Below are 13,355 nucleotides of genomic sequence, written 5' to 3'. Positions count from 1 at the left end.
CCTGATTTTTTAAAAAGCGCCATAGATATAACACAATCCAGCACTACTTTGACTATGTTTCAAGACTAACAAATTGACAGCGTAGATCATTGCAAATACAAGGTACCATTTGCTTTGATGATAGTTAACCACTGCTGTGACAAAGCCAGGGCTTGTTCAATCTGCTCTGAAGTAAGTTCTGACTGACGACGTTGCACAAACCATGAGTATCTGCTTTGCAATTCATTGTCGTCCGTCAGTTCAAGAATCAGATGGTTTAAGGCGTAAGACTTAGTGCGACCATGTTCGCCATATTTTTGTGAGTGGTGCATATTCGACAGTGTGATCAGCGCTCTGATGCTGCCGTGCTGGGATGCGGATTCCAGTAAAAAAAGCTGGAGCTGAATAAAGTCTTCCCGCTTTTGGATATAAGCGTCGCGTTCAAGATCTGTTGCACCAGCCAATTTCATAAACAGCTCAGGTGTGACTGTGGCCATCTCTTCCTGGGCTGGCACATAACCCGCTTTGGCGGCACTTTCCAAATAAGCGTAAAACTCATCGCGTTGCTGCTGATTTATTCCTTCACAAAACTCATAGCGTTCTTTGATGTCAGCTATGGCAACACCATCGTCTTTATACTCATAGGCTTGTTGCAAACGAGCGTCTAAATCGGTTTCATCCAGTGGCGCCATGCCACAAAACCTCAGGTTCATTGCCAGACTATAGGCGGCTTGCAGATCGCCTTGGTCTGCCCGATTTTTCAGCTTTGTCAGCTGAGTATGCAAAGGCCCGTCCAGCGTCCAGTCAGGTCGTTCAATAACGGCCATCTGTTCAGCTGGTTCCGGCTCTGCCGGACTGAAGTTGGGTTGTGTGCCCCCTTCCTTCTCAATGGCTAAAGGCGCCGGGTTGGGTTCTTGAATATCAGAGCTGTGCTGCAACTGAGTTTGAGGCTGAGTACTGCTGTTGTTTGTGGCTATAAAAAACAGGCTGCCGCATAGGAGTAGCAGCACTAAGGACAAAGCTAATAGTTTTCGCATTACATTCCTTGTAAAAGTTCAGGCCCGTAACCTTAGTTCACCACTAATTCCAAAGCTGCTTTTATCGAAGGCCAGATTTCATCAGCGCTGGCTTTGTCTTCTGCTGTAAGGGTTTGGCCAGATAACACCAACACTTTACGGCCAACACCAGCAGCTTGTGCTGCCTGCATATCGGCTTTTTTATCACCTAACATCAGGCTTTGGCCTGGGTCTATCTGATACTTCTCGATGGCTTGCATTAACATGCCTGGCGCTGGTTTACGGCAATCGCAGTCGGTTTGATAAGGTGGCTTGGCATTGACCGGATGATGAGGGCAAAAAAACACATCTGTCAGAGTAACACCATGCGACTCAAACTGTGCTTTCATCCAGTCGGTTAACGCATGGAACTGCTGCTCGTTGTAATAACCGCGGCCTATACCTGATTGGTTAGTCACCACTATCAGTAAATAACCCTGCTGCTGTAAATGGCGGCAAGCCTCAAATACACCCTCAATAAACTCAAATTGTTCTGGGCTGCTGACATAACCGTGATCGACATTGATCACGCCATCGCGGTCTAAGAAAGCCGCCTTATGTAATCCGTTCATAACTGCTGCTCTGCCACTACTTTATCGAACATGGCGGTTACAGCCTCTACAGATATTTTCTGCATAATATCCGCGCCTTTTACCCGGGTGCCCCATTTCAGTTCTGCCGCTGTTTTACCTTGTTGCTCCAGTAAGGATGGGTGATAGACCTCAACCACATACTGACGGAACAAATAAGGACCAGTGCGATCCGGATTACTGTGGCCATATAAACCTATCACCGGGGTGCCAACCGCCACCGCCATATGGGTAGGGCCAGTATCTGGTGCCAACACCAGGCTGGAATGTTTTAATAAAGCCAGCAGCTGTTTTAAATTGGTTTTGCCGGTTAAATCTGTGATGCTCTGCTGTGCCGATGCCAAAATAGCCTGACTTAAAGTGCGTTCCAGCTCTGTAGGGCCACCACATAAGATCACCGCAAAACCTTTTGACTGAGCATAATCGGCCAAGGCCGCATAACGCTCTGGCAACCAGTTGCGCTCCGCTTTAGAAGCGGCAGGGCTGATGATCAAAATGCGAGAGTTGCCAGTGGCTGCCAACTGCTGTTTAGCCCATAACTCGTCAGCTTCCGGAATAGGCAGTTGCCATGTTGGAGTTTTGCCAAGCTCTTGCTCTGTAACCCCAATAGCTTTAGCAAACTGGCGAAAGCCATCCAGCACATGGCTACGAGGGGCCGCTTCTATACGATGTCGCATAAAAAGCGCATGTAACTCTTTGGCTGTGTGCCAGTCAAAACCAATTTTTTTACGCGCCTTGATACAAAGTGAGGCGACGTTAGCGCGAAAGGCCACCTGCATATGCAACAGCACATCAAAATAGTCGTTTTTTAAATCCTGCTTTAGCTGGCTGTAGGCTGCTTTACCAAGCTTTTTATCAAAGACGACAAAACGTACACCAGGCAAGCCTTCCAGTAAGCGGGCTTCCACTTTGCCGATGATCCAGGTGATTTGCGCTTGTGGATGCTGGCGCTGAATAGATTGCACTACAGAGACCGCATTGCAGGCATCGCCAATAGCGGATAAACGCAGAATACAAATGGACTTTAGTTCTTGAGCCAACAAATCAGTTATTTCCCTGCAAGTCCTGGATTTTCCGTATTACTTTGCTGGTGGAACGACCATCGACAAAAGTCAGCACCTGTACTTCACCACCATGGGCTATCACAAGATCCGCACCTACTATGGTTTCAATGCTGTAGTCGCCGCCTTTGACTAAGACATCAGGCAAAATAGTGCTGATAAGCTGGAATGGCGTATCGTTTTCTGCCGCATCATCGCCAAAAGGCACCACCCAGTCGACACTGGCTAAACTTGCCAGCACTGTGGCGCGGTCTTCCAAAGTATTGATAGGGCGCTGTTCGCCTTTTAAGCGGCGCACTGAAGCATCTGAATTCAGACCCACTACTAAACGGTCACCTAAGGCTTTGGCCTGAGCTAAATAACGCACATGACCTGCGTGTAAAATATCAAAGCAGCCATTGGTAAAGACAATACGTTCACCGTTTTGACGGGCAAACTGAATATGCTGCAGTACTTTGTTAAAAGGTGTCTGGTAAAAATCGCCCTGACGGAATAAATCTTTATTCAGCTTAGCGGCCAGCTCTTCAGGAGAAACAGTTGCAGCTCCTACTTTGCCTACCACTATGCCAGCCGCTAAGTTAGCCAGCTGAGTGGCATCATGCAGCGACATACCTGCGCTTAACATCACAGCTAAAGTAGCGATCACTGTATCGCCGGCACCAGTCACATCACTGACTTCCAGCACCTGAGCAGGGAAGTGATGATGTTCGGTTGGGGTAATCAGGCTCATGCCTTGTTCGCTGCGGGTTAATAAAATCGAGGCCAAACCTGCTTTTTTCATCAGCTCGCGGGCTGAACTGAGCATATCTTCCACTGAAGCTGTTTTGCCGCCAGCGGTTTTAAATTCACCTAAATTGGGTGTGATCACATCAGCACCGGCATAGACCGACAAATCCGCTTGCTTAGGGTCAACCAATACAGTTTTACCGGCCGCTTTGGCCAGTTTGATCATGCCGGATATGTGCTGCAACGAACCTTTGTTGTAATCACTGAATACAATCACATCGTAGTTCTGATACACAGCGGAAAAACGTTCTGCCAGCCGGGCTGCATCTTCCGCGCTGAACATTTCTTCCTGATCCAGCCGCACTATTTGCTGCTGGCGTGACACCACCCGCATTTTGGCGATAGTAGGTTTATCATTTTGGCTAAACAATTCTGAATGAATTTGTTCACCCGCCAGCAATTGCTGCAGAGACTCGCCAGCGCTGTCGTTACCAATAATACCTAATAAACCTGCTTTGCCATCCAGATGAGCAATATTACGGGCCACGTTGGCAGCTCCACCTGCTTTGTCTTCTATTTTGCTGATTTTTACCACAGGTACAGGGGCTTCAGGCGATATACGCTGTGAGTCGCCATTAAAATAGCGGTCCAGCATTACATCACCCACTACCAGTACAGACGCAGAAGACAAATTTTGCAGCAGGCTCAGATTAATCATTAGTTATTTCCTGTAATCGCCAGATGCTCTATCGATAAATCAAGCGCTTCACACAGCCAGTGACCAATAAACATATGCACTTCCTGAATACGGGCGGTTTCGTCGTTTTTCACGATAATAGGCAGCCTGGCAATATCTTTAACTAAACCGCCGTCGCGGCCGGTCAGGGCTACAGTAAAAGCACCTAATTCGTTGGCTGCTTTTAAGGCTAAATTGATATTTGGGCTTTTGCCTGAAGTCGTCAGGCCAATCACCACGTCTTGTGGCCGCACTAAACCTAACACCTGACGCTCAAATACGCTGTCAAAATGGTAGTCATTGGCGTGGGCTGTCAGAATAGAAGTGTCTGTGGTTAAGGCAATAGAAGCCAAAGGGCCACGTTCTGCTTTATAACGCACCATAAACTCGGCGGCTAAATGCTGGCTGTCGGCAGCGCTGCCGCCATTACCCATCCAGACTACTTTGCCACCTTGTTTTAAGCAGTGTTGTACTGCTTCCAACAGCTGCATGGCTTCATCATGGTAGGCTTCCACTGTGGCAAAAGCGTCACGGTGACGTTTTAAACTATCTAAAAAACTTTGTTTTAAATTGGCTTTTAAATCTGACATAGGAGGCTCTGCCTGGCTGCATGAATAAAGGCATTTTAACGGATCTGGTTTATTGCAAAAGAACTTTTTCTTGCTTCCGCTTAAAAGTAAGGCTGATTATGCTTATCAGCCCATACCTCTGGCTTGGCCGTCATTTTTTGTCTCACTGCTGATCCGCTAAATGGACGATACAATTCAGTAAAAGTAGTGCTGAGATACAAGGAGAAGCTCATCCATGATGAACTTCAGCTCTATCACCCGCTTTTAGCTTTCACCTTTCATTTTTGTCTGAAACTCTGTTTTAGCAATTTAGTCGGCCATATGCTTTAGTGCATGCTGAATATAAGAGTTCGCTGCATAGCTGGCCTGTATTTTTTCATACATGGGCCATTGTTCTACATCCACTTTGGGTTTGGTTTGCAGCAAAAGTTTTATTTTTTTCGCAAAAGTATCAATATCAGACATAGGCACAAGCCAGTCTTCATGGAAATTCTGTAATATTTCTGCAGGACCATGAGGGCAATCGGTTGATAGTACCGGAGTTCCACAGATCAAGGCCTCATTTAACACATTAGGTAAGCCTTCATAATCAGATGACAGCAGTAATAACTCGGCGTGGCGCATCCAGACAAATGGATTTTGTGTAAAGCCAATCACTACAACTTTATGCTCTAAGTCATAGTTTTTAATCAGTTTTCTTAACTTGGTTGAATCTTTGGTCAGTAATACCAGCTTGGTATCTACACCTGACCTTTTGTAGGCATCAAACAATCTGTCATGACGTTTCTGAGCGCTTACTCTGCCTATGTGCAATAAATAAGGCGACTGAGGAAGTGCTGGTTCAGTGGCTTGAGCTGAATTTAAGATAGCCTGAGTATCGAAGGGGTTATAAATAGTGGTCACGCTGGCGGCCTGTAGCCAATCGATATCCCCCTGTAACTCTGACCCCACGCCAGCAGACACTGTCACCAGATGCTGTTGATGCATCACAGCTTTACGTCTTTTTAAACGCTGATAGCCAAAGAAACCACGTTTTTTGGCATTGCTTAGTTCGGCTTTACAGGACGCATGCACCACATAGTGTCTTTTTATTTCGCACTGAAGGCCAGCCACTACACTGTGACTGACATCGAGGTGGCTATAAATGGCCGTAACAGCACCACCTTGCTCAATTTGCCGGATCACGTTCAGCAACTCCTGTCTGACTTTACTGACGCGATACCAGCTGTCCAGGTTTTTATTGGTGCCAAATGGCAATACATAACAATTAGTCAGGTGGCTGATGTCATAGTCGCTTCGGCGACTCAGAGACACAATGTAAGACTCAGCATTGGGTTGATTGTTAATCGCCTCATGTAAGCGCAAAACTACAGCTTCAGCTCCGCCCCCATTAAATGAGTCGATAATATGAATAATGCGAACTGCATGTTCAGACTGCTGTACTTCCGTTGCATTCATTTTTTTGACTCCAGCACCGATTTAAAATAATCCATGACGTAGGTTAAGCCTGGCGTGACATCAAGTTGATGTTTCAGAGGATGTTCCAGGGCTATCCTCGCTTGAGCCACTATGCTCGCTTGTTCAAGACTGGCCTGGTAAATGGCTTTTTGTTCAAGGCATTTGGCGATACGTGGAGGCTGATCTTTTGCAACAGGCACTGCGACAAGGTTTTTACGCAGCACCATGGCCTGACCCATCATGTCGCCACCGCCACACACCACCAGTCTGGCATGTTGTATCAATGTCATGAGCTGCTCGTTTGGCAAACTTTTAACAAGCAGCATATTTTCAGTTGCAGTCAGGCTGCCCTGATAATTAGCGCCGGTGACAACAATATGCTGCAGATCCTGGCTATTAAGTTCTTTTGCTGCCTGATAAAACACTTCAATGGCTGGCACACCTTTATGGCTATGACCACCGCCGCCAGCTGCCCAAAGCACAAAATCCTGACCATTTAACCGGGCAAACTCCGCAGGTAAATCAGGTGCTGGAGGCGTGAACACAGGGCCTATAAACTGTGGAGCTTTGCCATTGCAGAGTTTGAGTTTAAGTTTTTCCAGCCAGGTTAAATCGCCATCCACAAATTTGAACTGGGTGATCCAGTGAGCGTCAAGAAAAGGTAGGCGACCAAAAGAAAAACCACGTTTGCGTTTCTTTTTATGTTGGCTGATAAACACCACTTTGCTGCCACAGGCTTTTGCATGCCTGACCTGAGAAGCCCGGCCTGAACAATCAAAAATTGTGACATCAGGCTTATATCCGGACACCAACTGATTCACCGCACTGACTTCTTTAGTGGGGGAATTATTCAGCAGAAAATGCGGAAAAGGACAGCTGGACGCATAGGGGGCATCTTTGTTCAGAATAAAACTGATGTCTGATTCTGGCCATTGCCTTTTGATGGCCTGAGCAATAATAAGTGAGCGCATATACTCACCTATACCCTGGGCTGAAGATACGGGGATAAACAAAACTTTCAATGAATTAGCCATCTTAATTAAGCACTGTTTTGAGGCGCTGAGTTTAACAAATTGCGGTATAACAAGCTATTCTGCGATAATAGCTGCGTATTTTGCCGCTGGAACACGGGACATCGATGGTAAACCGCTGGATTTATAGTGTATTGCTTGTGCTGTGTTGGCCTCTGGTTATTTTTTATCTGTTGCTGCGCTCGCGCAAAGACACGGCCTATCGTCAGCGTTTTGCTGAACGTTTTGCCTTAAAGCTGCCTGCGTCTTCGGCCAAAGACGGCATAGTGCTGCATACGGTATCGGTGGGGGAATTTAACGCTGCCAAACCTTTGATTAAGCAACTGCTACAGCAATACCCACAACTGACCTTAACTATCACCTGCACCACACCCACAGCTTCAGCAGCTATTGTCAAACTGATGGCCGAACAGCGTGAATTGGGCCGCAAGCTTGAACATTGTTATTTGCCTTTTGATTACCCTGTATTGATGCGCCGTTGGCTGAGTTTTATGCAGCCGCAATTGCTGCTGATTCTGGAAACTGAGCTGTGGCCCAATTTGATCGCGAATTGCAAAGCTTTGGCTATTCCCACTTTAATAGTAAATGCCCGTTTGTCGTCGCGCTCAGCTAAAGGTTACCGGCGTTTTAGCGCTTTAACCCAGCCTATGCTGAAAAACATCAGCCAGATTTTAACTTTGGATAAACACAGCGCCCGGCGTTTTGCCGCTTTGGGCGCGCCCAATGTGCAGGTGGCAGGCAACTTAAAGTTTGAGCTGGATGTGCCAAAAAGCAGCATTCAATTAGCGCAAAGTTTAAAACCTTTGCTGCAGGGCCGTATGGTTTGGGTCGCAGGCAGTACTCATGCCGGTGAAGATGAACTGCTTATTCAGGCTTATCAGCAGTTAAAAACACAATTCCCGCAGTTAATGCTGGTGCTGGTACCAAGGCATCCGGAGCGTTTTGATGCGGTCGCAGAGCTGTTAAAGCAACAGCAACTGAAGTTTGTCCGCAGAAGCAAAAATGGGCTACCTGATGCAAGCACCGAAGTTTGGCTCGGCGATTCGATGGGCGAATTATTAAGCTGGTATCAGCTGGCTGATTTTGTGTTTATTGGTGGCAGCCTGATCAACAGGGGAGGCCATAATCCACTCGAAGCCATGGCCTTTGGCAAAGCGGTGTTATCCGGGCCTTCTGTGTTTAATTTCCAGCAGGTCTTTCAGATGCTGCAGCAACAGCAGGCTTATTTCCAGGTGCCTGATGTTGAAACCCTGGTTGGCACAGTCACTCAACTTATTCAGCAACCCGAACAAGCCATTCAGACCGGCGAAAAGGGCTTAAAGCTGTATCAGCAACAGCAAGGTGCAGTGGCCCGCATTATGGCGCAGGTAAATAATTTATTGCCTATGGCTGAAATAAAAAAATTAAATAATGACAATGCTTTAGCGTGGTTTGACCCGTACTTTTATCCGAACTTTGAAATGGCTTATTTTCAGAGCGAATTCTGGCAAAAACAAGCTTTAGTCACGGGCCAGTCAAAAGGTCGCAATACCGTATGGTTTATCCGGCATCAGGACGGCCAGCAGGCCGTGCTGCGGCATTATTACCGCGGTGGTTTGGTTGGTAAAATCAACAAAGACAAGTTTTGGCCAGAGCCTGCAGCACAAAGCCGGGCTATGGCAGAATTCAGTTTACTCTGGCAAATGCGATTATGGGGTTTGCCTGTGCCACGGCCTTGTGCTGCTTTGTATCAAAAACACGCTTTTAGTTATAGCGCCGATATTCTGATTGAACGTATTCAAGGCGCAACCGACCTTGCACACCTGCTGCAACAACGGCCTTTAACTTCGACTGAGTGGCGACAACTCGGTGCTTTAATAGCCCGCTTCCATCAGCATCAGGTGTATCACTCCGACTTAAACTGCCACAATATTTTGCTGGATGATCAAGGCCAGTTCTGGCTGATTGATTTTGATAAATGCGCTATTCGCACAGCAGCCGACTTTCCTGATCAAAGTTGGAAACCACAAAATCTGCAGCGTTTATTGCGCTCTTTAAACAAAGAAAAACAGCAGTTGCCGGAGTTTCATTGGCAGCACGACCAATTTGCCGCGCTTGAGCTGGGTTATCAGCAAGCGGCAAGCCAACACATACAGAGTACAAATTAATGCAGCAGTGGGACGTAATAGTTATAGGTGCTGGCGCAGCCGGTTTATTCAGCGCTATTGAAGCTGCCAAAAGAGGCCGTAAAACCCTGGTGTTGGATAATGGCAAACGTATAGGCCGCAAAATTCTGATGTCTGGTGGTGGCCGCTGTAACTTCACCAATATCTACGCCAGCCCGGCTAACTTTTTATCGCAAAACCCGCATTTTTGTAAATCGGCGTTAAGTCGTTATACCCAATGGGATTTTATCGCTTTGGTGCAGCAATACGGCATTGCCTATCACGAAAAAACTTTGGGCCAGTTGTTTTGTGACGACAGCGCCAAAGATATTGTCGATATGCTGCAACAAGAGTGTGACAAGGCCGGTGTGTCTATAGCGCTGCAGCAGGATATTCAAAACATCAGTTTTGCCGATGGTGTCTATACAGTCACAACGCCACAACACAATCGCAGCTGCCAAAGCCTGGTGGTGGCTTCTGGCGGTTTAAGTTTGCCAAATTTAGGCGCTACAGCTTTTGGTTTTCAGCTGGCTGAACAGTTTGGTTTAAATGTATTGCCAGTGCGCGCTGCTTTAGTGCCTTTAACCTGGCAACCGGCCGATAAAGCCGTATTTGAAGAAATCAGCGGTGTGTCTTTGCCTGTCACGGCACAAGCCAACGACGTGGTGTTTCCGGAAGATATGCTCTTTACCCATAGGGGTTTAAGTGGCCCTGCTATTTTGCAAATCTCCAGCTACTGGCAACCGGGTGACGAGCTGATTATCAACTTATCACCGCAGCAGGATTTAAATGAATTTCTGCTGGAGCAACAGCAAAAACACCCTGAGCAGGAATTAAAAACCATACTGTCGCGCTTGCTGCCCAAACGTTTGGTCGAAAAGCTGCTGGAGCTGAATGTATTTCAAAATCAGGCGATTAAAGCGCTGCATGCCAAATCTATCCAGCGTTTGGCCGACAGCCTGACGCATTATGTATTCAAACCCAACGGCACCGAAGGCTACCGCACCGCCGAAGTGACTTTAGGTGGCGTTGACACCAACGAGTTATCGTCCAAAACCATGGAAGCGAAAAAACAACCAGGCCTGTATTTTGTCGGTGAAGTAGTAGACGTAACCGGCTGGTTAGGAGGCTACAACTTCCAGTGGGCTTGGGCATCTGGCTGGGTGGCAGGGCAGTATTGTTAGTTTTTGAAGCGAAGCAATTTTGCTTGGTCCAATTAGTTTGTAATAACTTCCTTTTGAACACTTGTACCATTGATTGTTTTAATAATCACAGGTAATCCGATTTCAAAAGTTTGGTCCTGTTTGACGCAATTTACAACGAAATCGAGCATATCATGCTCGAATCTAAGCCCACTGCTGATCGCTGTTTTAGCCAGTTCGAATGCTTCTTCAGCGAACGCTTTTTCCATACCAATAACAGCGATCTTGTCTGCTTCAATGAACTCTTTCTCGCAATAAACTTTGATACCTCCCTCGGGAAGTGCTGAGGACTTAAACTTAAATTTATAGAGGTAGTCTTGTCGCTGAATAGGGCAGGTGACCGCCAAGATAATATCAGTATACATAGCGTCCAGAGCTATGGGGTCCAATACATGCTGCATTCTGGATTCAAGTGCTTTGTTAATTGAGTGTTCCACGACATCTGAAATCAGTTCAGCAGATAAGAGGTTTTGATAGTCTTTTGCCGCGACAAAGAGATTTTCGTCATAGTGGTTTGATATTCCTTTACTAATCAAATTGTTGTGATCACAGCTTTTCCTGACTACATACTCAATTTCAGGGTTTCTCTCATAATCTATTTTTAGCTCGGCTAAATGGCCGGAAATACCGTTAATTAAATGTTGTGCTGTTAATGTACTGCCAGCAAAAGCTACTAAGCATTTGTGTGTTTGAAAAATCGTACTGTAACCTTGAAATAGCTCTCCAACGAAGTGAGGTTGCCAAACATGAACTGGGACTTCAATAATTTTTCTAAATCCTGAGACTAGAGGCTTGCTACCTGCATTAGTTTTAGCGCTAATAATGCTGTCTGCAATAACGAACACTCCAGAGTTTATGTCTGGCGTGTAATTTGAATTTTCACCTATATTCCAACGAAATTTATTCTGCCTGTAACCAGCAATAATCAGAGTCATTTGTATTCTGCCACTATTAAGATTGTAATTGTTGCAAAACCTAAACCCACCCCAACCGCTTTAGCTGCAGCCAGGCGGCTTCCACATGAACCGCTTTCATTAGCTGGTTTTTGCGTGGGTTCCACGACTGAATTTTTTGCAGAGCTTGTTGTGCATTTTGTGCTCCTTCCTGTTTAGCTACCCAGTGCACACTTGCGAGTAATTCCATACCAAAAGGCGATTGGAAGCCTTCAATAAGCTGCGCTACACGTTCAACTCTGGTCTTTAAATCTGGTTTTGCGGTGGCTAAAAATGCTTTTGCCCGTGCCAGTGCGTTCAGGTTTGGTGTGATTGCTGACTCCACTACGCCATCACCTACGCCATGAATATAATGGCCGTCCATACGGTCCAGTACATGACGCAGCTGATCTGCATAAGGGCCGAAATTATGTTTTTGATAACTCAGTTTTAAGTCTTCGCCAGCTTCCTGCAAAAAGTAAGCAAGCTTTTGTACTTCGAGTTTGGATAAGCCATAACTGACAGCCTGATAACATTCCAATAAGGCCAGAATAGCGGCTCTGCCTGCTGTCATTTTAGGTTCTGTGGTGTTGATTTCTAGCCTGGCGTCCACTGCTGTTTCTGAGGGGTCAAACAGGCGTAACGTCACATCAGGCAGCTTAACAAAATAGGCCTCAATCAAAGGCCGTACTTCAGCCCAGTTTAAGCCACCATTGCCACAGCCGAGCGGTGGCATAGCAACAGAACGAATATCCAAAGCTTTAATTTGGGTGACTAAGTCCTGTAAGCCAGAGTCAATATCAGCCAGCACGGATGGATTCCGCCAATGGCCTTTTGTCGGAAAGTTGATGATATAACGAGGTGTTGCCAATGCGCCCAAATCAAAAATAAACATGCGGCCCAGCTGTACTTGTCCTGCTTTGCAGGCATTGGCATAAGCCTGATAATTGGCTGGCCATTTTTTCTTAAACTGCAAAGCAATGCCTTTGCCCATTACACCAACACAGTTCACTGTATTGATAATGGCATCAACATCTTGCTGTTTAAGTAAATCACCAGTGCTTGACTCTATGGTCATTGCCGCTCCCAATTAACCTGTCTTTTATGCGTGTTTTCTGTACAGATGATCACTGACCAGCAAAATACCAGTCCGGCATCACTATTAGGGGCAAGTTTAACCCAAAAGGCTGCATTAAATCGCGTACTTGTTGTGCTTTGGCTGCATTCATTACACCTATACGCCTGCACCAGTCTACAGGCACCTGATGTTTGATTAAGAATTCTGCCTGGCGTTTCTCCATGCGATCCATATATTTAGCAGGCTCTGGTTTATCACTGAAATACTTACAAAAGCCATCCAGCTGTGGCACTTCGGTCAGCAAACCCCAATCAATGACATGCTGCAACAGGCTTGGGTTTGTGTAGGCCTGGCTGTAACTTTTAGTGGCGTTGCGGTCGTAAAACACAAACTCCTGCGTATGTTGCACTACTGTTCTTACCAGCAGTTCAAAATGCACTATATCTTCTTGCTGGTAGTGGCAACCCGTCACCTGACCACCATGAATAGCCATTAACATGGGTGATCGCGGCGCAAAATAAAAGGGTACATAGTCGTGAATATGGCCACCGGGCGGATTGATCACCGCCTTGCTGGCACGAATACCCTGAGCCCCAGAATGAGCAATATTCTGATAATTAATGCCCGCAGCTTGGGTTTGTTGTTTACACAGCAGAGCACCTTGCTGAAATATCGCGGTTAAATTATCAATTGCAGTGATATGAAACAAGCGCACTGGTTTAGGCATTGTCATGGTCTATTTACCTTATACAGCTTGATGAGTGGCTATATGGTTATTTACGAGCTTTTGTATT

The 13,355-nt window shown here is 46.3% G+C and carries 12 protein-coding genes; 2 read left to right on the top strand and 10 right to left on the bottom strand.

The genetic code is table 11. The annotated features are described in order from the left end of the window. Positions 1–86 precede the first annotated feature (86 nt). The 7 genes from RHEIN_RS19930 to RHEIN_RS19900 form a co-directional block, all read right to left on the bottom strand. Positions 87–1,016, bottom strand: a complete 930-nt coding sequence (locus tag RHEIN_RS19930) for a hypothetical protein (RefSeq protein WP_008900794.1) — start codon at positions 1,014–1,016, stop codon at positions 87–89. Between the two features lie 32 nt (positions 1,017–1,048). Further along, positions 1,049–1,606 (bottom strand): D-glycero-beta-D-manno-heptose 1,7-bisphosphate 7-phosphatase, encoded by a 558-nt coding sequence (gene gmhB / locus RHEIN_RS19925; RefSeq protein ID WP_008900793.1) that lies wholly within the window; start codon positions 1,604–1,606, stop codon positions 1,049–1,051. Continuing rightward, complete coding sequence (locus RHEIN_RS19920; protein ID WP_008900792.1) at positions 1,603–2,667, bottom strand: glycosyltransferase family 9 protein; 1,065 nt, start codon at positions 2,665–2,667, stop codon at positions 1,603–1,605. Before RHEIN_RS19920 ends, gmhB begins: the two co-directional genes overlap by 4 nt. A 1-nt stretch (position 2,668) precedes the next feature. Beyond that, the gene (hldE, locus tag RHEIN_RS19915; protein ID WP_008900791.1) at positions 2,669–4,129 is read right to left on the bottom strand and encodes a bifunctional D-glycero-beta-D-manno-heptose-7-phosphate kinase/D-glycero-beta-D-manno-heptose 1-phosphate adenylyltransferase HldE; all 1,461 of its coding nucleotides are present in this window, start codon (positions 4,127–4,129) and stop codon (positions 2,669–2,671) included. Continuing rightward, the gene (locus tag RHEIN_RS19910) at positions 4,129–4,737 is read right to left on the bottom strand and encodes a D-sedoheptulose-7-phosphate isomerase (RefSeq protein ID WP_008900790.1); all 609 of its coding nucleotides are present in this window, start codon (positions 4,735–4,737) and stop codon (positions 4,129–4,131) included. The genes hldE and RHEIN_RS19910 overlap by 1 nt, the downstream gene beginning before the upstream one ends. Positions 4,738–5,025: 288 nt before the next feature. Beyond that, entirely contained in the window at positions 5,026–6,174 is a 1,149-nt protein-coding gene (locus RHEIN_RS19905; RefSeq protein WP_008900789.1) for a glycosyltransferase, read from the bottom strand. Then, positions 6,171–7,208 (bottom strand): hypothetical protein, encoded by a 1,038-nt coding sequence (locus tag RHEIN_RS19900; RefSeq protein WP_050801231.1) that lies wholly within the window; start codon positions 7,206–7,208, stop codon positions 6,171–6,173. Before RHEIN_RS19900 ends, RHEIN_RS19905 begins: the two co-directional genes overlap by 4 nt. 104 nt (positions 7,209–7,312) lie before the next feature. Here RHEIN_RS19900 and waaA point away from each other — a divergent pair, with 104 nt between their 5' ends. Together waaA and RHEIN_RS19890 are read left to right on the top strand one after the other, a co-directional pair. Further along, complete coding sequence (waaA, locus tag RHEIN_RS19895; protein WP_008900787.1) at positions 7,313–9,352, top strand: lipid IV(A) 3-deoxy-D-manno-octulosonic acid transferase; 2,040 nt, start codon at positions 7,313–7,315, stop codon at positions 9,350–9,352. After that, positions 9,352–10,533 carry an NAD(P)/FAD-dependent oxidoreductase gene (locus tag RHEIN_RS19890; RefSeq protein ID WP_008900786.1) on the top strand — a complete coding sequence of 394 codons (1,182 nt, stop codon included), beginning with the start codon at positions 9,352–9,354 and terminating at the stop codon, positions 10,531–10,533. The genes waaA and RHEIN_RS19890 overlap by 1 nt, the downstream gene beginning before the upstream one ends. Before the next feature lie 32 nt (positions 10,534–10,565). Here the strand turns inward: RHEIN_RS19890 and RHEIN_RS19885 are convergent, their stop codons facing one another. From RHEIN_RS19885 to darT, 3 genes are read right to left on the bottom strand one after another with little or no spacing between them, the layout of a single operon-like run. After that, entirely contained in the window at positions 10,566–11,486 is a 921-nt protein-coding gene (locus RHEIN_RS19885) for a hypothetical protein (RefSeq protein WP_008900785.1), read from the bottom strand. A gap of 40 nt (positions 11,487–11,526) precedes the next feature. Further along, entirely contained in the window at positions 11,527–12,561 is a 1,035-nt protein-coding gene (gene darG, locus RHEIN_RS19880) for a type II toxin-antitoxin system antitoxin DNA ADP-ribosyl glycohydrolase DarG (RefSeq protein WP_008900784.1), read from the bottom strand. A 49-nt stretch (positions 12,562–12,610) separates the two neighbouring features. Next, the gene (darT, locus tag RHEIN_RS19875) at positions 12,611–13,294 is read right to left on the bottom strand and encodes a type II toxin-antitoxin system toxin DNA ADP-ribosyl transferase DarT (protein ID WP_008900783.1); all 684 of its coding nucleotides are present in this window, start codon (positions 13,292–13,294) and stop codon (positions 12,611–12,613) included. Between the last annotated feature and the right edge of the window lie 61 nt (positions 13,295–13,355).

Origin of the sequence: Rheinheimera sp. A13L (genome assembly GCF_000217935.1) — a bacterium.
In the GTDB taxonomy this organism is placed as follows: Bacteria; Pseudomonadota; Gammaproteobacteria; order Enterobacterales; family Alteromonadaceae; genus Pararheinheimera.
Note: the sequence above shows the minus strand (reverse complement) of the source record. Positions and strands in the feature narration are given on the sequence as shown.

Coding starts and splice junctions, on each gene's coding strand:
- RHEIN_RS19890 (WP_008900786.1), top strand. CDS start 9,352: ATGCAGCAGTGGGACGTAATAGTTATAGGTGCTGGCGCAGCCGGTTTA.
- darG (WP_008900784.1), bottom strand. CDS start 12,561: ATGACCATAGAGTCAAGCACTGGTGATTTACTTAAACAGCAAGATGTT.
- hldE (WP_008900791.1), bottom strand. CDS start 4,129: ATGATTAATCTGAGCCTGCTGCAAAATTTGTCTTCTGCGTCTGTACTG.
- RHEIN_RS19905 (WP_008900789.1), bottom strand. CDS start 6,174: ATGAATGCAACGGAAGTACAGCAGTCTGAACATGCAGTTCGCATTATT.
- gmhB (WP_008900793.1), bottom strand. CDS start 1,606: ATGAACGGATTACATAAGGCGGCTTTCTTAGACCGCGATGGCGTGATC.
- RHEIN_RS19900 (WP_050801231.1), bottom strand. CDS start 7,208: ATGGCTAATTCATTGAAAGTTTTGTTTATCCCCGTATCTTCAGCCCAG.
- RHEIN_RS19910 (WP_008900790.1), bottom strand. CDS start 4,737: ATGTCAGATTTAAAAGCCAATTTAAAACAAAGTTTTTTAGATAGTTTA.
- RHEIN_RS19885 (WP_008900785.1), bottom strand. CDS start 11,486: ATGACTCTGATTATTGCTGGTTACAGGCAGAATAAATTTCGTTGGAAT.
- waaA (WP_008900787.1), top strand. CDS start 7,313: ATGGTAAACCGCTGGATTTATAGTGTATTGCTTGTGCTGTGTTGGCCT.
- RHEIN_RS19930 (WP_008900794.1), bottom strand. CDS start 1,016: ATGCGAAAACTATTAGCTTTGTCCTTAGTGCTGCTACTCCTATGCGGC.
- darT (WP_008900783.1), bottom strand. CDS start 13,294: ATGACAATGCCTAAACCAGTGCGCTTGTTTCATATCACTGCAATTGAT.